We start from the raw sequence: 21,802 nt of genomic DNA on the forward strand, positions 1-21,802 counted from the left end.
CGCGAAAGTCTCTGCGCGGGGGCTTGGGCAGGGGCTAGAATGGCCCCTTCACACGCGCTAGGACCCCCATGAATCCACTCGCTCCCGTCCTGACCATCGACGGCCCTTCGGGGGCCGGCAAGGGTACCATCAGCCGCATCGTGGCGCGCCGCCTGGGCTGGCACTACCTGGATTCGGGCGCCCTGTACCGGGCGGTGGGCGTGGCTGCGAGCTGGGCCGACATCGATACCTCCGACGCCTCGGCCCTGGTGCGCTGCACCTTCGACACCCACGTTCAGTTTGTTGAACAGGGTGAGTCGATGCGGGTCATGGTCAACGGCACCGATGCCACCGACGAGCTGCGCCTGGAGACCACTGGCGCGCTGGCCTCGGCCATTGCCGCCATTCCCGAAGTCCGTGCCGCACTGAAGGAGCGCCAGCGCGCATTCAGGGAGCTGCCGGGCCTGGTTGCCGACGGTCGCGACATGGGCACGGTGATCTTCAAGGACGCCCCCTACAAGGTCTTCCTGACCGCCAGTGCCGAGGAGCGCGCCGAGCGCCGGCATAAGCAGTTGAAAGACAAGGGGGTTTCTGTTAACTTTGATGACCTCCTGCGCGAGATCATGGCCCGCGACGCCCGTGATGCCCAGCGTACCGTGGCGCCCCTGAAGCCGGCAGACGATGCTGTCCTCATCGACACCACAGGCATCGGCATCGATGATGTCGTTGCCCGAGTGATGGATCTGCTTCCGGTTCCGGCTGCCTGATCCGTTCGCGCGGGAGCACTGCCAGCAACATCGGCGGTGGTCGCGCATAGCAGTGCTGTACCAGCTCCGTCGCGCAATGATGCGTGGCGGTTTTCCTACTACACACGACCTGCTTTTCCGGGGTCGACCAACAGGCGGGCGGTAACGGTCTTCAGTGGGGCATGTCCCCGGAAGGAAGCCAACCGGCCCATGTGTCCAACAGAGTAAATCTAATGACCGAATCATTTGCCGAACTGTTTGAAGCCAGCCAGGCCAATCTGGCCAAGCTGAAGCCGGGCGCCATCGTCAGCGGTACCGTTGTTGAAGTCCGCGGCGACGTCGTGGTGATCAACGCTGGCCTGAAGTCCGAAGGCATCGTGCCGATCGAACAGTTCCGTAACGACGCTGGCGAAATCGACGTCGCCGAAGGCGACATCGTCAAGGTCGCCCTCGACTCCATCGAGAACGGCTTCGGCGAAACCGTCCTGTCGCGCGAGAAGGCCAAGCGCGCGATGGTGTGGGACGAGCTGGAAGAAGCGTTGGAAAAGAACGAAACCATCACCGGCCGCATCAGCGGCAAGGTCAAGGGTGGTTTCACCGTGGACATCAAGGATGTCCGCGCCTTCCTGCCGGGTTCCCTGGTCGATGTGCGCCCGGTGCGCGATCCGGCCTACCTGGAAGGCAAGGAACTCGAGTTCAAGCTCATCAAGCTGGACCGCAAGCGTAACAACGTCGTGGTTTCGCGCCGCGCTGTCGTCGAAAGCGAGCACTCGGAAGAGCGCGAGCAGCTGATGGACAAGCTGCAGGAAGGCGCGATCCTGAAGGGTGTCGTCAAGAACCTGACCGACTACGGCGCATTCGTGGACCTGGGCGGTATCGACGGCCTGCTGCACATCACCGACATGGCATGGAAGCGCGTGCGCCATCCGTCCGAAGTCGTGAACGTCGGCGACGAGCTGGACGTGCGCGTGCTGAAGTTCGACCGCGAGCGCAACCGCGTTTCGCTGGGCCTGAAGCAGCTGGGCGAAGATCCGTGGGATAACATCGCCCGTCGTTACCCGGCCAACAGCCGCGTCTTCGGCAAGGTCTCCAACGTCACCGATTACGGCGCGTTCGTTGAGATCGAGCCGGGCGTCGAAGGCCTGGTGCACGTCTCCGAGATGGATTGGACCAACAAGAACGTCAACCCGTCCAAGGTTGTGCAGGTGGGTGACGAAGTCGAAGTGATGGTGCTGGATGTCGACGAAGAGCGTCGCCGCATCTCGCTGGGCATGAAGCAGGTTGCCGCCAATCCGTGGGAAACCTTCGCTGCCACCCACAAGAAGGGTGACAAGGTGTCGGGCCAGATCAAGTCGATCACCGACTTCGGCATCTTCATCGGCCTGGACGGCGGCATCGACGGCCTGGTTCACCTGTCCGACATCAGCTGGGCGACCACCGGCGAAGACATCGTTCGCAACTTCAAGAAGGGCGACACCCTGGACGCCGTCGTCCTGGCTGTCGATCCGGAGCGCGAGCGCATCTCCCTGGGCGTGAAGCAGCTGGAGCAGGATCCGTTCGGCCAGTACATGGCTGCCAATCCGAAGGGCTCCAAGGTCGAAGGCGTGGTGAAGGAAGTCGACGCCAAGGGCGCGATCATCGAGCTGGCTGACGGCATCGAAGGTTACGTCTCGGCACGCGACATCGCCAACGAGCGCGTTGACGACGCCACCCAGCACCTGAAGGTCGGCGACAAGGTCGAAGCCAAGTTCGTGGGCATGGACCGCAAGGGCCGTACCCTGCAGCTGTCGATCAAGGCCAAGGACGACGCGGAAATGCGCGAAGTGCTGGAGGAATACCAGTCCTCGTCGGCTGCCAGCGGCACCACCCAGCTGGGCGCGCTGCTGCGTGCACAGCTGAGCGGCAACAAGTCCGAGTAATCGGCCTTACGCTGTACGTTGTTTCCTGGACGGCCCGGGCATCCTGCCCGGGCCGTTTCAGGGTGAGTGCCCCCTGATGTGAGCCGGCAATGACCAAATCCGAACTGATCGAAATCCTCGCGCGCCGCCAGGCGCACCTGAAGGCCGATGATGTCGATCTGGCGGTAAAGTCGTTGCTGGAAATGATGGGCGGTTCCCTTTCTGCAGGGGATCGCATCGAAATCCGTGGTTTTGGCAGCTTCTCGCTGCACTACCGTCCGCCGCGCCTGGGCCGCAACCCCAAGACCGGCGAATCGGTCGCCCTGCCGGGCAAGCACGTTCCCCATTTCAAGCCGGGCAAGGAACTGCGTGAGCGGGTCAGCAGCGTGCTGCCGCTGGACGCCGATCCGGCCTGAGTGTCCCGTCGCGTCACCGCGTGCGAATACCGCGGCGAGTCGGATAAGCTACGACCTCCTGCCACTGGAGCTGTCGCATGAAGGTTTTTCGTCTGCTGGTCCTGCTGGCGGTGCTGCTTCTCGGGTTGATCATCGGTGCCATGAACATGGACGAGATGACCATCAACCTGCTGTTCACCCAACTCAAGACCTCGATCGGCGTGGCGATCATCGCTTCGCTGCTGATCGGTGTCATCGTCGGTGCCGGCCTGGTGCTGGTGAGCGTGGTCATTCCGCTCTACGCCCAGCTGCGCCGCGCCAACAAGTCGGTCGCCACCCCGGTGGCGCCGGTCCCCCCCTCCCAATCTTTTGATGGACGCTGATCGAAGATGGATTTCGTCACCGAGTGGTTCTGGTTCTTCCTGTTCCTTCCCCTGGCGGCGCTGGCCGGCTGGGTCATTGGACGGCGCGGTGGGCAGCGCCATGGCGACAACCAGGTCAGCCACCTGTCCAGCACCTATTTCCGCGGCCTGAACTACCTGCTCAACGAGCAGCCGGACAAGGCCATCGAGCTTTTCCTGCACATCGCCGAGCTGGACAAGGAAACTTTCGAGACCCAGGTCGCGCTGGGCCACCTGTTCCGCCGTCGTGGTGAAGTGGATCGCGCGATCCGCCTGCACCAGGGCCTGGTCAACCGCAACGACCTGAGCGACGCGCAGCGCGTGCAGGCCCTGCTGGCACTGGGCGAGGACTACATGAAGTCCGGCCTGCTGGACCGCGCCGAAACCGTGTTCACCGAACTGGCCCAGCTGGACCAGCGCGCACCGCAGGCGCTCAAGCACCTGATCGGCATCTACCAGGCCGAGCGCGACTGGGAAAAGGCCATCGACAACGCCACCCGCTTCGAAGATGTCACCGGCGAGCCGATGGGCAAGCTGATCGGGCAGTTCGAATGCGAGCTGGCCGAGCGCTTCCGCGGCGCCGGCAAGCTGGAAGAGGCGAGGGCGGCCATTGCCCGTGCCTACCAGGCCGATGCGATGTCGGTGCGTGCCGGCATCATCGAAGGCCGCCTGGAAACCGATGCCGGCAATGCCGAAGCTGCCGTGCGCGCCTTCGAGCGTGCCGCGCGCAACGATCCCGAGTACCTGCCCGAGCTGCTGCCGGCGCTGATGGAGAACTACCGCAAGGTGGGCGACCTCGGCGGCGCGCGTGCGTTCCTGTCGGAAATGACCGAGCACTACCGCGGCATCGCCCCGGTGTTGGCACTGACCCGCCTGATGGAAGAACAGGAAGGCGTGGCTCCGGCCCGTGCCTACCTCGGCCGCCAGCTGAAGGATCGCCCTTCGGTGCGCGGCGAATCGGCGCTGATCGACCTGACCCTGGCCGAAGGTGCGGATTCCACCGCCACCCTGCACGACCTCAAGCACATCACCGACCAGCTGCTGGTGCGCAACCCGGCCTACCGCTGCACGCGCTGCGGCTTCGGTGCGCGCACCCACCACTGGCAGTGCCCGAGCTGCAAGGAGTGGGGCACGGTCAAGCCGCTGCTGAATTACGCGGTGCTCTGAGCCATGGCCTGGCGGGTGATGGCCGCGCTGCTGGGGTTGGCCCTGCTCAGCGCCGCACTGACCTGGGCGGCGCGTGGCTACGCGCTTCGGCGGCAGCTGATGGACCAGCCCGGCGAACGCCGCAGCCATAGCGTGGCGACCCCGCGTGGCGGTGGCATCGCCATCGTCATCAGCCTGCTGGTGGCCGCCGTCGCCGCCATGTGGGCGTGGCCGGTAGCCATTCCCAGCCTGCTGGTCGCCAGCCTCGGCCTGGTGCTGGTGGCGGGCATCGGCTGGTGGGACGACCACCGGCCCCTGCCGGCCCTGCGCCGCCTGCTGGTCCATTTCATCGCGGCTGGCCTGCTGGCCGCGCTGGTCAAGGTGCATGGCGGCAGCTGGGTGCTGGCCCTGCTGGTGCTGGTGTTCACTGCTTCGCTGATCAACATCTGGAACTTCATGGATGGGATCAACGGCATCGCCAGCAGCCAGGCGGTCATCGCCGCACTTGGCTTCGCCATCGTACTGCCCTGGCCGTACTCGCTGGTGGCCATCGTGCTGGGCCTGGCCTGCGTAGGTTTCCTGCCATTCAACTTCCCGAAGGCGCGCATTTTCATGGGCGATGTCGGAAGTGGCGCGCTGGGCTACGCGGTCTCGGTGGTGTTGGCCGTCGCCGCCGTGCGTACGGACATCAACTGGATGCTGCTGCTCGTGCCCATTTCCCCGTTCCTTGTGGACGCGGGCTTCACGCTGGGGGCGCGCATCCTTTCAGGGCAGCGCTGGATGGAACCCCACACCCAGCACGTCTACCAGCGCGCGGTGCAGGCAGGAGCCAGCCACGCGCAGGTGACAGGGATGTACTTTGTTGTAGCCCTGTTCAGTATTACAGTGTTCTTTGTTTGCACCAGATTGCAGCCGAGGTGGGAGGCTGCCGTAGCGGTCGCGTGGATTTCCGCGCTGGCCCTGCTTTGGCTCCTCCTGCGCAATGGATTGCGCCACCGATAAGGAATTACGCGACATATGTCTTCACCCTGGCGGGACAGAATCCTTGGCCTGTTGCCTCGCACGGCCATCGTCTGCCATGACCTGTTCATGGTCTGGGCCTGTTGGCAGCTGCTGCATGCCGGCCGTTACTCCATCCTGCCTGATGCCCCGTCGCTGCCCCTGTGGAACGTCGATACGACGCTGGTGCTGGCGCTGCAGGGCATCGTGTTCTGGCGGGTTGGCCTGTACCGCGGCCTGTGGCGGTTCGCCAGCGTCAGCGACCTGCTGAACATCTTCAAGGCCAGTTTCGTCGGTCTGGTCGCCATCGTCCTGGTACTGGCCTGGAAGCGCTTCAACGGCGTGCCGCTGTCGGTGCTGGTGATCTATCCGTTCGCGCTGTCGGCCCTGCTGGGCGCGCCGCGCCTGCTGTATCGCGCGTGGAAGGACTACCAGTCACTGCAGTCCGATTCGACCGCGCGTCGCGTGCTGATCCTGGGCGCCGGCCAGGCCGCCGAGACACTCGTGCGCGACCTGCGCCGTTCCGGCAACTTCGAGCCGGTCGGCCTGCTGGACGACGCCCCGCACCTGCGCGGCGCCAAGCTGCAGAGCCTGCCGATCCTGGGCACGCTCGACGATGCCCCGGCCGTGGCCCGCGAAACCGCGGCCAAGCTGCTGGTCATCGCCATTCCGTCGCTGGATGCGGTGGGCATGCAGCGCGTGGTGGCCATCTGCGAGAGCACCGGCATCCCGTTCCGCACCGTGCCCAAGCTCAGCGACATCCTGCAGGGGCATTCGCTGCCGGGCCAGCTGAAGGAAGTGGCCATCGAGGACCTGCTCGGCCGCAAGCCGATCATGCCGGACTGGAACCTGATCCGCGGTTGGCTGGGCGGGCGAACGGTGATGGTCACCGGTGCCGGCGGCTCGATCGGTTCGGAGCTGTGCCGCCAGTGCGCGCGCCACGGTGCAGGGCGCATCGTCATGCTGGAGATCAGCGAGCTGCTGCTGCTGACCATCGAGGCCGAGCTGCGCCGCAGCTTCCCCGACGTGCAGATCGAGGCCGTGCTCGGTGACGTCGGCGACCCGGCAGTGATGCGGCACGCGCTGTCGCTGCACCCGGTCGATACCGCCTTCCACGCGGCCGCGTACAAGCATGTGCCGGTGCTGGAGCGCCAGCTGCGTGAAGCCGTGCGCAACAACATCCTCGCCACCGAGAACGTGGCGCGTGCGTGCATGGAGGCGCGTGTCGAGCATTTCGTGTTCATCTCCACCGACAAGGCGGTCGACCCGGTCAATGCGCTGGGCGCCAGCAAGCGCTACGCCGAGATGATCTGCCAGAGCCTGGACCAGAAGTCCACGCACACCCGTTTTGTGACCGTGCGCTTCGGCAACGTGCTCGATTCGGCTGGCAGCGTGGTGCCGCTGTTCCGTGATCAGATCCTGCGCGGCGGCCCGATCACGGTGACCGACCCGGAAGTGACCCGTTATTTCATGACGATCCCCGAAGCCTGCCAGCTGATCCTGCAGGCGGCGGCGTCGGCATCGCACGGTGCCATCTACACCCTGGACATGGGTGAGCCGGTGCCGATCCGCGTGCTTGCCGAGCAGATGATCCGCTTGGCCGGCAAGCAGCCGTACAAGGACATTCCGATCATCTATACGGGGCTGCGTCCGGGCGAGAAGCTGCACGAGACCCTGTTCTATTCGGACGAGGATTACCGGCCGACCTCGCACCCCAAGGTGCTGGAAGCCGGCGTGCGCACGTTCTCGCGCGACATCGTGCTGGGCAATGTGCCGAGACTGCGTGACGCTATTGCCGAGTACGACACTGATACGATCCGGGAAGTACTGTTCGCGACCATGCCGGAGTTCTCTCCGATTGAACAGGACGCATACATCTCTTCCGCTAAAGTGGTTCCCTTTCCGGCACGTGAGGCCAACAGGCACTAAATGAGCAAGCGAATTCGTAAGGCTGTTTTTCCAGTGGCAGGGCTCGGGACGCGCTTTTTGCCGGCAACCAAGACGGTTCCGAAGGAAATGTTGCCGATCATCGATCGTCCGCTTATCCAATATGCCGTTGATGAGGCCATCGAGGCAGGCTGTGACACCCTGATCTTCATCACCAACCGCTACAAGCACGCCGTTGCCGATTACTTCGACAAGGCCTACGAGCTGGAGCAGAAGCTGGAGCGTGCGGGCAAGCACGAGCAGCTGGAAATGATCCGTCACGTGCTGCCTGACGGCGTGCGTGCGATCTTCGTGACCCAGGCCGAGGCGCTGGGCCTGGGCCATGCCGTCCTGTGTGCGAAGTCGGTGATCGGCGACGAACCGTTTGCGGTGCTGCTGCCCGACGATCTGATCTGGAACCGTGGCGACGGTGCGCTGAAGCAGATGGCCGACCTCAACGAGGCCAGCGGCGCCAGCGTGATCGCGGTGGAAGACGTTCCGCACGAGAACACCGCGAGCTACGGCATCGTGGCGACCGAAGCGTTCGATGGCCGCAAGGGCCGCATCTCGCAGATCGTTGAAAAGCCGAAGCCCGAGGACGCGCCGAGCGACCTGGCCGTGGTCGGCCGTTACGTGCTGAGCCCGAAGATCTTCGAGCTGCTGGAATCCACCGGCAGCGGTGCCGGCGGCGAGATCCAGCTGACCGATGCGATCGCCTCGCTGCTGGCGACCGAGGAAGTGGATGCATACCGCTTCGAGGGCACCCGTTTCGACTGCGGCACCCATCTGGGCCTGGTTGAGGCGACGATCCGTTTCGCGCTGGAGAACAAGAAGCTGGCGAAGCCGGCGCGCGCGAAGCTGACGGAGATGCTGGCGGAAGAGTGAGGGTGTTCGAGCGCTCCGTGAGGCGCCTTGTCTGATACGTGAGGGAGGGGGCTGATGGCCCTCTCCAAGACACGCCAAAGCCCTTCCATGGTGCTCGATGGCGCCATCCATGGCGCCAACGGTCTTGGAGAGGGCCATCCGCCCCCTCTCGACAGTTTCCGTGGGGCGCGGACGGGAAGGGCGGAATCAAGTGCAAGAGCAAAAAAGCAGAAAAGGCAGCCATTGGCTGCCTTTTCTGCTTTGGGGGTCAGATCCCTTTGCATGGCAAAGGGCTCTGACCCCGGCTATTGACCTTGCCTTTGCTCACCCTTCCGCCGCGCGGAATGCCGGGTGACACGGGTGGGTGAGGCTGACCGGGACCGTTGGCGCCATGGATGGCGCGATCAAGCCCCATGGATGGGTTCACGGCGTGTCCCGCGCAGCCCTGCCGACCCGGCCCACGGCATGAAGCCAACGAGGCAACGCTTTGAACCTCACAGCGCCTCGAAAATACCCGCCGCGCCCATGCCCGTGCCGATGCACATCGTCACCATGCCGTACTTCTGCTGGCGACGACGCAGGCCGTGCAGCAGGGTCGCGGTACGGATCGCGCCGGTCGCACCCAGCGGGTGCCCCAGGGCGATCGCGCCGCCCAGCGGATTGACCTTGCTCGGGTCCAGGCCGCAATCGCGGATCACCGCCAGCGACTGCGCGGCGAAGGCTTCGTTGAGCTCGATCCAGTCCAGCTGGTCCTGGGTCAGGCCGGCCTGCTTCAGGGCCTTCGGGATCGCGGCGATCGGGCCGATGCCCATCACTTCCGGACGCACGCCGGCCACCGAGAAGCTGACGAAACGGGCCAGCGGGGTCAGGCCGTAATCCTTGATCGCCTGCTCCGAGGCCAGCAGCACCGCACCGGCGCCGTCGCTCATCTGCGACGAGTTGCCGGCGGTGACCGTGCCACCGAACTGGCCGTTGCGGAACACCGGGCGCAGCTTGGCCAGGCCTTCAGCGGAGGAGTCCGGACGCGGACCTTCGTCGGTGTCGGCAACCTTGTTGCGGGTGATGATGCGCTGGCCGTCGGCCAGGTCCGGCAGGTGCGAGACGATCTCGTACGGGCTGATCTCGTCCTTGAACTCGCCGTTCTGGATGGCGGCCATGGCCTTCTGGTGCGAGGCGAGGGCAAAGGCGTCCTGGTCTTCGCGCGAGACCTTCCACTCTTCGGCCACCTTCTCGGCGGTGATGCCCATGCCGTAGGCGATGGCCACGTGGTCGTTGTCGAACACGCTCGGCGCCATCGCGATTTTGTTGCCCATCATCGGCACCATCGACATCGACTCGGTGCCGCCGGCCAGCATCAGGTCGGCGTTGCCCAGGCGGATCGCGTCGGCGGCCTGCGCCACAGCCTGCAGGCCGGAGGAGCAGAACCGGTTCACGGTCTGCGCGGCAATCGTGTTCGGCAGGCCGGCCAGCAGCACGCCGATGCGTGCCACGTTCATGCCCTGCTCGGCTTCCGGCATCGCGCAGCCAATGATCGCGTCATCGATGCGGTTGACGTCCACGCCCGGGGCCTGGGCGACGACGCTGCGCAGCACGTGCGCAAGCATGTCGTCGGGACGGGTGTTGCGGAACATGCCCTTGGGCGCCTTGCCAACCGGGGTACGGGTGGCGGCGACGATGTAGGCGTCCTGGATTTGCTTGGTCATTGCGGTGATCTCTCGAATGGGTTTTGTAGAGTCGAGCCATGCTCGACTGCTACAGCCGGAGTGCCGACCAACGGTCGGCACCTACCAGGGCAGAGGAGTACCGACCAACGGTCGGCACCTACCAGAAGCAGAGGAGTGCCGGCCGCAGCCGGCACCCGCCATCAATCAGTTACGCAGCGGCTTGCCGGTCTTCAGCATGTGCGCGATGCGGGCCTGGGTCTTTTCCTGCTGGGCCAGTTCGACGAAGTGCTTGCGCTCCAGGGTCAGCAGCCACTCTTCGTCCACCAGGGTGCCGCGGTCGACCTTGCCGCCGCACAGCACGGTGGCGATGCGCTCGGCGATCTCGTAGTCGTACGGGCTGATGAAGCGGCCCTCCAGCATGTTGACCAGCATCATCTTGAAGGTCGCGATGCCGACGTCACCGGCCACCTGGATGCGGCGTGCCGGCAGCGGCGGACGGTAACCGGCTTCGGCCAGCGCACGCGCTTCGGCCTTGGCGATGTACAGCGCTTCGTAGCTGTTGAACACCACCTTGTCGGTGCTGCGCAGCAGGCCCAGTTCCTGGGCGTTGACCGCCGAGTTGGACACCTTGGCCATCGCCACGGTCTCGAAGGTCTTCTTCAGTTCTGCGAACACGTCACCGCCCGGACCGGCCGCCTGCGAGGCGCGCACGGCCAGTTCCTTCAGGCCACCACCGGCCGGCAGCAGGCCGACGCCGGCCTCGACCAGGCCGATGTAGCTTTCCAGGAAGGCCACGGTCTTGGCGCTGTGCATCTGGAACTCGCAGCCGCCACCCAGGGCCAGGCCGCGCACGGCCGCAACCACCGGCACCAGCGAGTACTTGATGCGCTGGCTGGTGCGCTGGAAGTTGGCGACCATCTCTTCGAACTGGTCGACCTTGCCGGCCTGCAGCAGGCCAAGGGCACCGGCCAGGTCGGCACCGGCGGAGAAGGGTTCCTTCTGCTGCCAGATCACCAGGCCCTGGAAATCCTTCTCGGCGCGGCTGACGCATTCCTGCAGGCCATCGAGCACCTGGTCGGACACGGTGTTCATCTTGGTCTTGAAGCTGACCACGGCGATGCCGTCGCCGTCGTGCCACATGCGCAGGCCGTCGTTCTCGAACACGGTCTCGCCCGGCGCGAACTTCTCGCCCAGCAGCGGATCCGGGAAGCGCTGGCGCTGGTACACCGGCAGCGCCGAGCGCGGCAGCTTGGCGTTGCGCGACGGGCTGTAGCTGCCTTCGGCGGCGTGCACGCCGTCGCGGCCATCGAATACCCAGTCCGGCAGCGGGGCGCTGCTCATGCTCTTGCCGGCGACGATGTCATCGGCGATCCACTGCGCGACCTGCTTCCAGCCGGCGGCCTGCCAGGTCTCGAACGGGCCCAGCGACCAGCCGTAGCCCCAGCGGATGGCCAGGTCCACGTCGCGCGCGGTCTCGGCGATGTCGGCCAGGTGGTAGGCGCTGTAGTGGAACAGGTCGCGGAAGGTCGCCCACAGGAACTGCGCCTGCGGGTGCTGGCTTTCGCGCAGCTTGGCGAACTTCTCGGCCGGGTTCCTGATCTTCAGGATCTCGACCACTTCTGGCGCGGCGGTGCGGTCGGCCGGGCGGTAGTCCTGCTTTTCCAGGTCGAGGACGACGATGTCCTTGCCGACCTTGCGGAAGATGCCGGCGCCGGTCTTCTGGCCCAGTGCGCCCTTGGAAATCAGTGCGTCCAGCCACTTCGGCGACTTGAAGAATTCATGCCACGGGTCATTGGGCAGGGTGTCGCCCATGGTCTTGATGACGTGGGCCATGGTGTCCAGGCCAACCACGTCGGAGGTACGGTAGGTGGCCGACTTGGGGCGGCCGACCAGCGGACCGGTCAGACCGTCCACTTCATCGAAGCCCAGGCCGAATTCCTGGGTGTGGTGGATGGTGGACAGGATCGAGAACACGCCGATGCGGTTGCCGATGAAGTTCGGGGTGTCCTTGGCGTACACCACGCCCTTGCCCAGGGTGGTGACCAGGAAGGCTTCCAGGCCTTCCAGCACGGCGGCATCGGTGGTGGTGGCCGGGATCAGCTCGGCCAGGTGCATGTAGCGCGGCGGGTTGAAGAAGTGCACGCCGCAGAAGCGGTGGCGCAGCTGCTCCGGCAGCACGTCGGCCAGCTTGTTGATGCCCAGGCCCGAGGTGTTGGAGGCCAGCACTGCGTGGTCGGCCACGAACGGGGCGATCTTCTTGTACAGGTCCTGCTTCCAGTCCATGCGTTCGGCAATGGCCTCGATGATCAGGTCGCAGTCCTTCAGCTGGTCCAGGCCCGACTCGTAGTTGGCCGGGGTGATGGCTTCGGCCAGCGACTTGCTGGCCAGCGGCGCCGGGCTCAGCTTGCCCAGGTTGGCGATCGCCTTCAGCACGATGCCGTCGGTCGCGCCTTCCTTCGCAGGCAGGTCGAACAGCACGGTGTCGACGCCAGCGTTGGTGAGGTGGGCGGCGATCTGGGCACCCATGACGCCGGCACCCAGCACGGCGGCGCGGCGGACTAGCAGGGAATTGGACATGGTGTAGGGCCTTTGTTGGTCAGCAGTTACTGGGTGGGTCACACCCGGTGGAATCACGGAGAAGCGGGCAGGGCGCTGCCGCGTGCGGCGGCGCGGAACCCGGCTTCGGCGAAATGGATCAGTTCATGGGCGGCATGGGCACGATGCGCCGCTTCGGTGACACCTGCGGGTCGCTTGATCAGGCCGAAATCTGCCATGGCGTAGGTGAGCGAACCGGCCAGGAAATCCAGACGCCAGTACAGCTCTTCCTTGCTCAGGCCCGGCACGCACTCGGCGATGGCCTTGCCGAACGCGCGCAGCACGTGGCCGTAGTGGTCGGACAGGAACTTGCGCAGGTTGTCGTTCTTCTCGGCGTAGGCGCGGGCGATCACCCGCACGAAGGCGCCGCCGCTCTGCCGGTCCTGGGCCATGGCCAGGGCGGGTTCGACGAAGGCGGCCAGCACCGGGCGCAGCTGCCCGGGGTGTTCGCTGCGGGCGCGTTCGAGCTGGGCCAGGCGCACACTGGTCATCTCGTCCATGCGCCGGCGGAACACCTCGTTGACCAGGTTTTCCTTGGAGCCGAAGTGGTAGTTGACCGCCGCGATGTTGACGTCGGCCTGGCTGGTCACCTGGCGCAACGAAGTGCCGGCGAAGCCATGCAGGGCGAACAGCTCCTCGGCGGCGCCGAGGATCCGGTCCTTGGTCGAGAAGTGGGCGGGCTTGGCCATGGGGCGGCGGACCTTAATCAAACGATTGTTTGATATTAGGACCAGACGGGGGCGTATGGCATTTTGCAGTGCAGCAAAATGGCCGGGCCGGTCATAATCCGCTCAGGTGGGTGAATGGGTGGGCCTGAAAGTGTAGAGCCGAGCCCGCGCTCGGCTGCTCTTCGGCCCAAAGGCCAGCCGAACATGGGCTCGGCTCTACAACAGGGCCACACCGCCCTCTACCACCCAGCCGCGTTATCTCTTACAATTCGCCTACGTTTATCAGGCTAAGCCCGCGTCTCGACGCGGCTTTTTTTTTGTTACCCTTCGGGCCATCAGCGGCCCGAATCCATTGGAGACATCCCATGGCGCTGGAGCGCACCCTTTCGATCATCAAGCCGGACGCCGTTGCCAAGAACGTCATCGGCGAAATCTACGCCCGCTTCGAGAAGGCCGGCCTGAAGGTCGTGGCCGCCAAGTACAAGCAGCTGTCGCGTCGTGAAGCCGAAGGCTTCTACGCCGTGCACCGCGAACGTCCGTTCTTCAACGCGCTGGTCGAGTTCATGATTTCCGGCCCGGTGATGATCCAGGCCCTGGAAGGTGAGAACGCCGTCCTGGCCCACCGCGACCTGCTGGGCGCCACCAACCCGAAGGAAGCCGCTGCGGGCACCATCCGCGCCGACTTCGCCGAATCCATCGATGCCAATGCCGCCCACGGCTCGGACTCGGTCGAGAATGCCGCGATTGAAATCGCCTACTTCTTCGCCGCCACCGAAGTCGTCTCGCGCTGAGAGTAATGCCGTGAACGAGGTCGTACAGTCCCCCGCCATCCAGCCGCTGCCGAAGTCGGCACCCACGGCTGGCAAGCAGAACCTGCTCGACCTCGATCGCGCGGGCCTGGAGAAGTTTTTCGTCGAGGTTCTCGGCGAGAAGAAGTTCCGTGCCCATCAGGTGATGAAGTGGATCCACCATCGCTACGTCACCGATTTCGATGAAATGACCGACCTCGGCAAGGTCCTGCGCGCCAAGCTGCAGGCCCATGCCGAGGTGCTGGTTCCCAACATTGTGTTCGACAAGCCCTCCGCCGACGGCACCCACAAGTGGCTGCTGGCGATGGGCGTGGATGGCAAGAACGCCATCGAGACCGTGTACATCCCCGACAAGACCCGCGGCACGCTGTGCGTGTCCTCGCAGGTCGGTTGCGGCCTGAACTGCACGTTCTGCTCCACCGCCACCCAGGGATTCAACCGCAACCTGACCACCGCCGAGATCATCGGCCAGGTGTGGGTTGCCGCACGCCACCTGGGCAACGTGCCGCACCAGATGCGCCGCCTCACCAACGTGGTGATGATGGGCATGGGCGAGCCGCTGATGAATTTCGACAACGTCGTGCGCGCCATGAGCGTGATGCGCGACGACCTGGGCTACGGCCTGGCCAACAAGCGCGTGACCCTGTCGACCTCCGGCCTGGTGCCGCAGATCGACCGCCTGTCCACCGAAAGCGACGTGTCGCTGGCGGTGTCGCTGCACGCGCCGAACGATGCGCTGCGCGAGACGCTCGTGCCGCTCAATAAAAAGTACCCGATCGCCGAGCTGATGGCCTCGTGCGCACGCTACCTGCGCGCCAACAAGCGCCGCGAATCGGTGACCTTCGAATACACCCTGATGAAGGGCATCAACGACAAGCCCGAGCATGCCCGCGAGCTGGCCCGCCTGATGCGCCAGTTCGACAATGCGGTGCAGGCCAAGGATTCGGGCAAGGTCAACCTGATCCCGTTCAACCCGTTCCCGGGCACCCGCTACGAGCGCTCGGAAGAAGCACACATCCGCGCCTTCCAGAAGATCCTGCTCGACAGCAACGTGCTGACGATGGTCCGCCGCACCCGTGGCGACGACATCGACGCCGCCTGTGGCCAGCTCAAGGGCCAGGTGATGGACCGCACCCGCCGCCAGGCGGAGTTCAACAAGACGTTGCAGGCAGGGAAGGGGAGCGATGCGGCGGCGTGACCGTCTCTGGCCAGTCCTGATTGCAGGGGTGCTGGCCGTTTCGGCCAGCGGCTGCAGCAAGACCACCAAGTCGCACCTCCCCGAGGAATACACCCGCGGTGGTGACGTCGCCCCGGAACGCCACGTGCGCGATGCGCCGGGCGTCCGCGAGGAGTTCCGTTACCAGGACCAGCTCGCGCTGGCAGCCCGCGACATGCAGGTGGGCAACCTGGACGAGGCCGAGCGCAAGGTGCGCCAGGCCATCAAGCTGAAGCCCAAGGGCGTGGACGGGGTGATGTTGATGGCCGGCATCGACGAGCGTCGTGGCCGTACGCAGCAGGCAGGCGAAGGCTTCCGCCGCGCCGCCGAGCTGGCCCCGCAGCGCGCTGACGTACTCAACAATTACGGCGCCTGGCTGTGCCAGCACGGCAGTGCCGCCGAATCGCTGCTGTGGTTCGACCGTTCCCTGCAGCTGCCGGGCAATGCCTCCGCGGGCGGGGCGATGGCCAATGCCGGCCGCTGCGCGCTTGACGCCGGCCAGGTGGAACGCGCCGAGCGCGACCTGCGTGCGGCGCTGGTGATGGTGCCGGCCAACCCGGTCGCGCTCGAGGCGATGGCCCAGCTCAACGTCCGTCGTGGCCGGTTCTTCGAGGCGCGCGCCTTCGCCGAACGTAGGATTGCGGCTGCACCGGCCACACGTTCCGTGTTACAACTTGCGTCTGAAATCGAGGCGCGACTGGGCGATCAGGCGGCATCCGATCGTTATCTGCAGCGGATTCGACAGGAATTTCCGCAGGACGCGGGCTCCTAACCTCCAGGGTTGATGCATTGTGATTGATGACCAGACTGTGAGCGCTCTCGATACTGCGGCCGGCTGCGGCACCCGCCTGCGCCAGGCCCGCGAGGCGGCCGGACTGACTCTTGATGATGTCGGCCAGCGCCTGCGCATGCCGGTCCAGGTGGTCAAGTCGCTTGAAGAAGAACAGTGGCAGAAGCTCGGCGCCCCGGTATTCGTCCGTGGCCAGCTGCGCAGCTATGCGCGCCTGCTGAACGTGGACATCAGCCAGCTGCTGGAACATGCCCAGGTCGGTGCGGTCGTTCCGCCCACCCTGGTCAGCCATACCCATACCCCGCGTGCCCGCCGCATCGCCGAGAACCTCGGCCGGCGCATGCTGTATGTCGGCATCACCGCGGTTCTGGCGGTGCCGGTGTGGTTCGCCACCCGCGGCCACTTCGACAACACCCCGGCGACCCCGAACACGGCCTCGCTGGACGTGGTGCCGGCCGCCGTGCCGGTGGCCCCGTCCTCGGTCGGCAACGAACCGGCGGCTGCCAGTGCCGAGCCGGCGGTTGCCGCCGCCAAGCCGGCTGCCACCCCGTACGTAGCCTCGCTGGCCCCGGTGCCGCGTCCGGCCCCGGCCGCCCCGGCCACCGCCAACCTGGACATGCAGTTCAGTGGCGACAGCTGGGTCGATATCGCAGCCCCCGATGGCGGCTCGGTCGAGAAGGCGCTGATCAAGGCCGGCGAGACCCGCAGCTTCACCCCCGGCCAGGTGAGCCGCGTGACCCTGGGCAACGCCTCGGCGGTCCAGGTTCAGCAGAACGGCGCTATCGTCGATCTGACCCCCTACCAGCGAGCCAACGTGGCCCGCTTTCAGGTATCCTCTGAAGGCTCCGTTGTCCCGGTTTCACACTGAGACGCGGTTTAACCACCTTCGATAATCCCAATGGTCCCTCCCTACGGGCGGGGCGAGAGTACGCATGGCGATCGACGATCTGCTCGACGAGCACGAACAAAGTGAACGTGTCCGCAGCTGGCTGCGGAAGAATGGCGCCAGCATCCTCGGTGGCGTAGCGATCGCCATCGGCGCCATTGCCGGCTGGCAGTGGTACCAGACCAACCAGGGCGGCAAGCTGGCCTCGGCCAATGTCGAGTACCAGAAGGCGCTGGTTGGCCTGCAGGGCAACAAGCTGGATGACGCGGCAAAGGCGGTCAAGGCGCTGGAGGCTGGTCCGTCCAGCATCTACGGCGATCTGGCGGCCCTGCAGCTGGCCAAGGCCCAGGTCGACGCCGGCAAGAACGAAGAAGCACTGGCCACCCTGCGCGCCGTGAAGGTCGAAGGTGACCTGCAGCGTGTGGTTGACCAGCGCGTGGCCCGCCTGCTGGTGGCCACCGGCAAGAGCGACGAAGCGATCAAGCTGCTTGGCAGCGCCACCGACAGCGGCAGCCTGGAAATCCAGGGCGATGCGCTGCTGGCGCAGGGCAAGCGTGACGCGGCCCGTAAGCAGTATGAGAAGGCGCTTAAGACGCTGGACGTGGCAGCACCGCAGCGGCGTGTGCTGGAAACCAAGGTTATGGACGCTGGCGGCACCGTCGCCGCCCCTGCGGAGTCGGTTTGATGAGTCAGAAGGTCATGATTACGCGCGTCGCCTCCGTCCTGCTGCTGGGCATGGCACTGACCGGCTGCAGCACCATGAAGGGCTGGTTCGCCGGTAAGGATGCCGCCGCCAAGAAGGCACAGGAGCCGGCCGAACTGGTCAAGTTCGAGCCGACCCTGAAGGTCAACAAGGCCTGGTCGGTCAACCTGGGCAAGGGCGAGCGCCGCATCGGCGTGCGCCAGGGCCCGGCCGTGGCCAATGGCCATGTGTTCGCTGCGGCGATCACCGGTGGCGTGCACGCCATCGACCTGCAGACCGGCAAGAAGGTCTGGACCTGGGAGCCGCAGAAGGAAAAGAAGAAGGCCAAGCTGCGCCTTTCCGGCGGCCCGGGTGTCGGCGAGAACCTGGTGGTCATCGGTACCCTCGATGGCCAGGTGATCGCGCTGGACATCAACGATGGCAGCGAGAAGTGGCGTGCCCGCGTGCCGGGCGAAGTGATCTCCGCCCCGGCGGTGTCGCAGGGCCTGGTGTTCGTGCGCAGCAATGATGGCCGCGTCACCGCGTTTGAAGCCTCCAACGGCACCCAGAAGTGGTTCAACCCCAGCGAGCTGCCGGCGCTGACCGTACGTGGCAACGCGCCGGTGGTCACCGGTCCGGGCGTGCTGTTCATCGGCAAGGATGACGGCGCTGTCGCCGCCCTGGCCATGCAGGACGGCCGCACCCTGTGGGACCAGACCGTGGGCAGCCCCGAAGGCCGTACCGAGCTGGACCGCATGGCCGACGTCGACGGCGCGCCGGTGCTGGAAGGCAATACGCTGTTCGTGAGCAGCTTCAAGAACCAGACCATGGCCATCGAAGGCCCGACCGGTCGCCCGCTGTGGGCGCGCGACCACGGCGGTGCCGGTGGCGTGGCGGTGTCTTCGGGCAATGTGTTCGTTACCGACCCCAAGGGCGGCGTGTTCGGCCTGGACAAGGCCAGCGGCACCGCGATGTGGTCGCAGACCGGTCTGGCACGTCGTTCGCTGACCGGCCCTGCGCTGCAGGGGGATTACGTGGTCGTCGGTGACTACAAGGGATACCTGCATTGGCTGCAGGCCTCCGACGGCGCGATGGCGGCGCGGGCCAAGAGCGGCGGTGACGCCCTGCTGGCCCAGCCAATCGTCGTCGACGGGGTGCTGCTGGTGCAGAATGTTGATGGCAAGCTGACCGCATTCCGGTTGGCAAATTAATACGGAGTAATCGCGATGCTGCCTTTGGTCGCCCTGGTTGGACGGCCGAATGTCGGCAAGTCGACTATTTTCAATGCTTTGACCCGCACGCGTGACGCCCTGGTCCATGACCAGCCCGGCGTCACCCGCGACCGCAACTACGGCGTCTGCCGTCTGGACGAGGACAACCATTTCCTCGTCGTGGACACCGGCGGTATTGCCGAGGAAGAGGAAGGCCTGGCCGGTGCCACCACGCGCCAGGCGCGCGCCGCCGCGGCCGAAGCCGATCTGATCCTGTTCGTCGTCGACGCCCGCGAGGGCACCTCGGCGATGGATGACGAGATCCTGGCATGGCTGCGCAAGCTGTCGCGCCCGACGCTGCTGCTGATCAACAAGATCGACGGCACCGACGAAGACACCGTCCGCTCGGAGTTCGCCCGGTATGGTTTCGGCGAAATGCTGACCGTGTCGGCCGCCCATCGCCAGGGTCTGGATGACCTGATGGACGAAGTGATCCAGCGCCTGCCCGAAGAAGGCAGCGGCGAAGAGCTGGACAACGATCCAAACCGCATCCGCATCGCCTTCGTCGGCCGCCCCAACGTGGGCAAGTCGACGCTGGTCAACCGCATCCTCGGCGAAGAACGCATGATCGCCTCGGACGTGCCGGGCACCACGCGCGATTCCATCGCCGTGGACCTGGAGCGTGACGGCCGCGAATACCGCCTGATCGATACCGCCGGCCTGCGCCGCCGTTCGCGCGTGGACGAGGTCGTCGAGAAGTTTTCGGTGGTCAAGACCATGCAGTCCATCGAGCAGTGCCAGGTGGCCGTGCTGATGCTGGACGCCACCGAGGGCGTGACCGACCAGGACGCCACCGTGCTGGGCGCGGTGCTGGATGCCGGCCGTGCGCTGGTCATCGCCATCAACAAGTGGGATGGCCTGACCGAATACCAGCGTGAGCAGGCGGAAACGATGCTGTCGCTGCGCCTGGGCTTCGTGCCGTGGGCCGAGTCGGTGCGCATTTCCGCCAAGCATGGTTCGGGCCTGCGTGAGCTGTTCCGTGCGGTGCACCGCGCGCACGAATCGGCCAACAAGACCTTCACCACCAGCGAAGTGAACAAGGCGCTGGAAATGGCTTACGAGACCAACCCGCCGCCGACCATCCGCGGCCACGTCTCCAAGTTGCGTTATGTGCACCCGGCCGGCGCCAACCCGCCGACCTTCATCGTGCACGGTACGCGCCTGAAGGAGCTGCAGGAGTCGTACAAGCGCTATCTGGAGAACTTCTTCCGCAAGCGCTTCAAGCTGATCGGCACGCCGGTGAGCTTCATCTTCCGCGAGGGTACCAACCCGTACGAGGGCAAGAAGAACGTCCTCACCGAGCGGCAGGTCAAGGCCAAGCGGCGCTTGATGAAGCACGTCAAGGGCAAGTGATCCACGAAAGGGCGGCCGCAGGGCCGCCTTCTTCGTGTAGAGCCGAGCCCATGCTCGGCTCATTGCCCGGCAGATCCCTGCGTGCCGCTGCGCTCGCCGGGCATGGCCCGGCGCTACCGACGGGGAAACCGGCGGGGGAACCGGCGGGGGAAACCGGCGGAGGAAACCGACGGGGAAACCGGCGGGGTAGAGTCGACTGTCAGTCGACTACCGCGCGCAGCGCGGGGTTCCGCATTCCGCCAAGGGCAGTCGACCAACGGTCGACTCTACCGCGTCCACCCATGCCCGGTGGCCGTCCTACAATGGGTGCATGAGCATTCCAGAGCTTTCCCCGCAGCAGGCGCGGGCGCGCGTGGCCCACGGTGCGGTGCTGATCGATGTGCGCCAGGCGCATGAGCGCGCGGGAGGCATGGCCGAGGGCGCGCGTGGCGTGGCCAAGGATGACCTGCTGGCCGACCCGGCCGCGCACCTGCCGGCGCAGGGCCAGGACATCCTGCTGATCTGCCAGAGCGGCAAGCGATCGGCCGACGCGGCGCAGGCGCTGCTGGCCGCAGGTTATTCAAACGTAGCCTCCGTGGCTGGCGGAACGGTGGCCTGGCGCGAGCAGGGGCTGCCGCTGGTGCAGCCAATGCTGGATGCTGCTGACCGCGACTTCTACGACCGCTACTCACGCCATCTGCTCTTGCCGCAGGTGGGCGAGGCTGGCCAGCGCCGCCTGCAGCAGTCGCGCGTGCTGGTGTTGGGCGCGGGTGGTCTGGGCGCGCCAGCCGGCTTCTATCTGGCGGCGGCCGGGGTAGGGCGCCTGCGTTTTGCCGACCACGACCGGGTCGAGCGCAGCAACCTGCATCGGCAGATCGTGCATACCGAGGCCAGCGTCGGCCAGCTGAAGGTCGATTCGGCACGCGAGCGGCTGCTGGCGTTGAATCCGTCGATTGAGGTCGAGGCCGTGCCCGAACGGGTGACCTCGGAGAACGTTGATCGCCTGCTGGAGGGCGTGGACGTGGCGCTGGACGGCTCGGATAACTTCCCGCTGCGCTACCTGCTCAACGACGCCTGCATCAAGCACGCGAAACCCATGGTCTATGCCGCCATCGAGCGCTTTGATGGGCAGGTAAGCGTGTTTGATGCGGGCCGCCAGCGTGGCGTGGCCCCGTGCTACCGCTGCCTGTTCCCCGAGCCGCCGCCGCCGGAGTTCGCGCCCAACTGTTCCGAGGCGGGCGTGCTGGGCGTGCTGCCCGGCCTGGCCGGGGTGCTGCAGGCGACCGAGGTGCTGAAGCTGCTGCTGGGCATCGGCGAGCCCCTGGTGGGGCGCCTTTTGCGCTTTGATGCGTTGGGCATGCGCTTCCGCGAAACCCGCATACAGCCAGATCCACAGTGCCCGGTGTGTGCGCCCGGCGTGCCGTTCCCCGGGTATATCGATTACGCCGCGTTCTGCCTTGGTTGACCTCTGTAGAGTCGAGGGCCGCTAGCATACACCCGCGCGGGTGGGAAAAGGCATCGGAGCTAGGTCGACT

At 65.8% G+C, this 21,802-nt stretch carries 19 protein-coding genes; 16 read left to right on the top strand and 3 right to left on the bottom strand.

What is annotated here, in order from left to right; genetic code table 11:
- Positions 1 to 68: 68 nt before the first annotated feature.
- The 8 genes from cmk (at position 69) to galU (ending at position 8,375) form a co-directional block, all read left to right on the top strand.
- Positions 69 to 746 carry a (d)CMP kinase gene (gene cmk / locus FJU31_RS08270; RefSeq protein WP_079221613.1) on the top strand — a complete coding sequence of 226 codons (678 nt, stop codon included), beginning with the start codon at positions 69 to 71 and terminating at the stop codon, positions 744 to 746.
- Positions 747 to 958: 212 nt separating this feature from the next.
- Entirely contained in the window at positions 959 to 2,644 is a 1,686-nt protein-coding gene (rpsA, locus tag FJU31_RS08275) for a 30S ribosomal protein S1 (protein ID WP_012510790.1), read from the top strand.
- An 89-nt stretch (positions 2,645 to 2,733) separates the two neighbouring features.
- Positions 2,734 to 3,039 (top strand): integration host factor subunit beta, encoded by a 306-nt coding sequence (locus FJU31_RS08280; protein ID WP_005409286.1) that lies wholly within the window; start codon positions 2,734 to 2,736, stop codon positions 3,037 to 3,039.
- 77 nt (positions 3,040 to 3,116) lie between these two features.
- The gene (locus FJU31_RS08285) at positions 3,117 to 3,401 is read left to right on the top strand and encodes a LapA family protein (protein ID WP_150454326.1); all 285 of its coding nucleotides are present in this window, start codon (positions 3,117 to 3,119) and stop codon (positions 3,399 to 3,401) included.
- Positions 3,402 to 3,407: 6 nt separating this feature from the next.
- Positions 3,408 to 4,586 (top strand): lipopolysaccharide assembly protein LapB, encoded by a 1,179-nt coding sequence (lapB, locus tag FJU31_RS08290; protein WP_108768614.1) that lies wholly within the window; start codon positions 3,408 to 3,410, stop codon positions 4,584 to 4,586.
- A 3-nt stretch (positions 4,587 to 4,589) separates the two neighbouring features.
- Positions 4,590 to 5,567 (top strand): MraY family glycosyltransferase, encoded by a 978-nt coding sequence (locus FJU31_RS08295; protein WP_150454327.1) that lies wholly within the window; start codon positions 4,590 to 4,592, stop codon positions 5,565 to 5,567.
- Positions 5,568 to 5,582: 15 nt separating this feature from the next.
- Positions 5,583 to 7,493, top strand: a complete 1,911-nt coding sequence (locus tag FJU31_RS08300) for a polysaccharide biosynthesis protein (RefSeq protein WP_188115471.1) — start codon at positions 5,583 to 5,585, stop codon at positions 7,491 to 7,493.
- Positions 7,494 to 8,375, top strand: a complete 882-nt coding sequence (gene galU / locus FJU31_RS08305) for a UTP--glucose-1-phosphate uridylyltransferase GalU (RefSeq protein WP_150454328.1) — start codon at positions 7,494 to 7,496, stop codon at positions 8,373 to 8,375.
- 473 nt (positions 8,376 to 8,848) lie between these two features.
- Here galU and FJU31_RS08310 read toward each other — a convergent pair whose 3' ends face one another.
- The 3 genes from FJU31_RS08310 to FJU31_RS08320 all read right to left on the bottom strand — a co-directional run bounded on the left by FJU31_RS08310 (position 8,849) and on the right by FJU31_RS08320 (position 13,302).
- The gene (locus FJU31_RS08310) at positions 8,849 to 10,057 is read right to left on the bottom strand and encodes an acetyl-CoA C-acyltransferase (RefSeq protein ID WP_005416236.1); all 1,209 of its coding nucleotides are present in this window, start codon (positions 10,055 to 10,057) and stop codon (positions 8,849 to 8,851) included.
- 165 nt (positions 10,058 to 10,222) lie between these two features.
- The gene (locus FJU31_RS08315; protein ID WP_150454329.1) at positions 10,223 to 12,595 is read right to left on the bottom strand and encodes a 3-hydroxyacyl-CoA dehydrogenase/enoyl-CoA hydratase family protein; all 2,373 of its coding nucleotides are present in this window, start codon (positions 12,593 to 12,595) and stop codon (positions 10,223 to 10,225) included.
- A 53-nt stretch (positions 12,596 to 12,648) separates the two neighbouring features.
- A complete protein-coding gene (locus FJU31_RS08320; protein WP_079221619.1) occupies positions 12,649 to 13,302 on the bottom strand; it encodes a TetR/AcrR family transcriptional regulator in 654 nt (217 codons plus the stop codon).
- 344 nt (positions 13,303 to 13,646) lie between these two features.
- Between FJU31_RS08320 and ndk the strand changes: the two genes are divergently transcribed.
- From ndk to moeB, 8 genes are all read left to right on the top strand, one after another.
- Positions 13,647 to 14,072 carry a nucleoside-diphosphate kinase gene (ndk, locus tag FJU31_RS08325; protein WP_008265389.1) on the top strand — a complete coding sequence of 142 codons (426 nt, stop codon included), beginning with the start codon at positions 13,647 to 13,649 and terminating at the stop codon, positions 14,070 to 14,072.
- Positions 14,073 to 14,082: 10 nt separating this feature from the next.
- Entirely contained in the window at positions 14,083 to 15,288 is a 1,206-nt protein-coding gene (gene rlmN / locus FJU31_RS08330) for a dual-specificity RNA methyltransferase RlmN (RefSeq protein ID WP_079221620.1), read from the top strand.
- The gene (locus FJU31_RS08335) at positions 15,275 to 16,078 is read left to right on the top strand and encodes a tetratricopeptide repeat protein (protein ID WP_150454330.1); all 804 of its coding nucleotides are present in this window, start codon (positions 15,275 to 15,277) and stop codon (positions 16,076 to 16,078) included. The genes rlmN and FJU31_RS08335 overlap by 14 nt, the downstream gene beginning before the upstream one ends.
- A 19-nt stretch (positions 16,079 to 16,097) precedes the next feature.
- Positions 16,098 to 16,964 carry a helix-turn-helix domain-containing protein gene (locus tag FJU31_RS08340; protein ID WP_150454331.1) on the top strand — a complete coding sequence of 289 codons (867 nt, stop codon included), beginning with the start codon at positions 16,098 to 16,100 and terminating at the stop codon, positions 16,962 to 16,964.
- Positions 16,965 to 17,028: 64 nt separating this feature from the next.
- On the top strand, positions 17,029 to 17,667 hold the full coding sequence (locus tag FJU31_RS08345) for a YfgM family protein (protein ID WP_150454332.1): 639 nt from the start codon (positions 17,029 to 17,031) through the stop codon (positions 17,665 to 17,667).
- Positions 17,667 to 18,875: an outer membrane protein assembly factor BamB gene (bamB, locus tag FJU31_RS08350; protein WP_116865295.1), complete on the top strand. Its 1,209-nt coding sequence runs from the start codon at positions 17,667 to 17,669 to the stop codon at positions 18,873 to 18,875. The genes FJU31_RS08345 and bamB overlap by 1 nt, the downstream gene beginning before the upstream one ends.
- Before the next feature lie 15 nt (positions 18,876 to 18,890).
- Positions 18,891 to 20,288 (top strand): ribosome biogenesis GTPase Der, encoded by a 1,398-nt coding sequence (gene der, locus FJU31_RS08355; RefSeq protein WP_079221625.1) that lies wholly within the window; start codon positions 18,891 to 18,893, stop codon positions 20,286 to 20,288.
- A gap of 310 nt (positions 20,289 to 20,598) precedes the next feature.
- A complete protein-coding gene (moeB, locus tag FJU31_RS08360; protein ID WP_150454333.1) occupies positions 20,599 to 21,732 on the top strand; it encodes a molybdopterin-synthase adenylyltransferase MoeB in 1,134 nt (377 codons plus the stop codon).
- Positions 21,733 to 21,802 lie beyond the last annotated feature (70 nt).

The sequence above is a fragment of the Stenotrophomonas cyclobalanopsidis genome (genome assembly GCF_008710035.1).
Taxonomy (GTDB): Bacteria; Pseudomonadota; Gammaproteobacteria; order Xanthomonadales; family Xanthomonadaceae; genus Stenotrophomonas; species Stenotrophomonas cyclobalanopsidis.

Coding starts and splice junctions, on each gene's coding strand:
- cmk (WP_079221613.1), top strand. CDS start 69: ATGAATCCACTCGCTCCCGTCCTGACCATCGACGGCCCTTCGGGGGCC.
- rpsA (WP_012510790.1), top strand. CDS start 959: ATGACCGAATCATTTGCCGAACTGTTTGAAGCCAGCCAGGCCAATCTG.
- FJU31_RS08280 (WP_005409286.1), top strand. CDS start 2,734: ATGACCAAATCCGAACTGATCGAAATCCTCGCGCGCCGCCAGGCGCAC.
- FJU31_RS08285 (WP_150454326.1), top strand. CDS start 3,117: ATGAAGGTTTTTCGTCTGCTGGTCCTGCTGGCGGTGCTGCTTCTCGGG.
- lapB (WP_108768614.1), top strand. CDS start 3,408: ATGGATTTCGTCACCGAGTGGTTCTGGTTCTTCCTGTTCCTTCCCCTG.
- FJU31_RS08295 (WP_150454327.1), top strand. CDS start 4,590: ATGGCCTGGCGGGTGATGGCCGCGCTGCTGGGGTTGGCCCTGCTCAGC.
- FJU31_RS08300 (WP_188115471.1), top strand. CDS start 5,583: ATGTCTTCACCCTGGCGGGACAGAATCCTTGGCCTGTTGCCTCGCACG.
- galU (WP_150454328.1), top strand. CDS start 7,494: ATGAGCAAGCGAATTCGTAAGGCTGTTTTTCCAGTGGCAGGGCTCGGG.
- FJU31_RS08310 (WP_005416236.1), bottom strand. CDS start 10,057: ATGACCAAGCAAATCCAGGACGCCTACATCGTCGCCGCCACCCGTACC.
- FJU31_RS08315 (WP_150454329.1), bottom strand. CDS start 12,595: ATGTCCAATTCCCTGCTAGTCCGCCGCGCCGCCGTGCTGGGTGCCGGC.
- FJU31_RS08320 (WP_079221619.1), bottom strand. CDS start 13,302: ATGGCCAAGCCCGCCCACTTCTCGACCAAGGACCGGATCCTCGGCGCC.
- ndk (WP_008265389.1), top strand. CDS start 13,647: ATGGCGCTGGAGCGCACCCTTTCGATCATCAAGCCGGACGCCGTTGCC.
- FJU31_RS08335 (WP_150454330.1), top strand. CDS start 15,275: ATGCGGCGGCGTGACCGTCTCTGGCCAGTCCTGATTGCAGGGGTGCTG.
- FJU31_RS08345 (WP_150454332.1), top strand. CDS start 17,029: ATGGCGATCGACGATCTGCTCGACGAGCACGAACAAAGTGAACGTGTC.
- bamB (WP_116865295.1), top strand. CDS start 17,667: ATGAGTCAGAAGGTCATGATTACGCGCGTCGCCTCCGTCCTGCTGCTG.
- der (WP_079221625.1), top strand. CDS start 18,891: ATGCTGCCTTTGGTCGCCCTGGTTGGACGGCCGAATGTCGGCAAGTCG.
- moeB (WP_150454333.1), top strand. CDS start 20,599: ATGAGCATTCCAGAGCTTTCCCCGCAGCAGGCGCGGGCGCGCGTGGCC.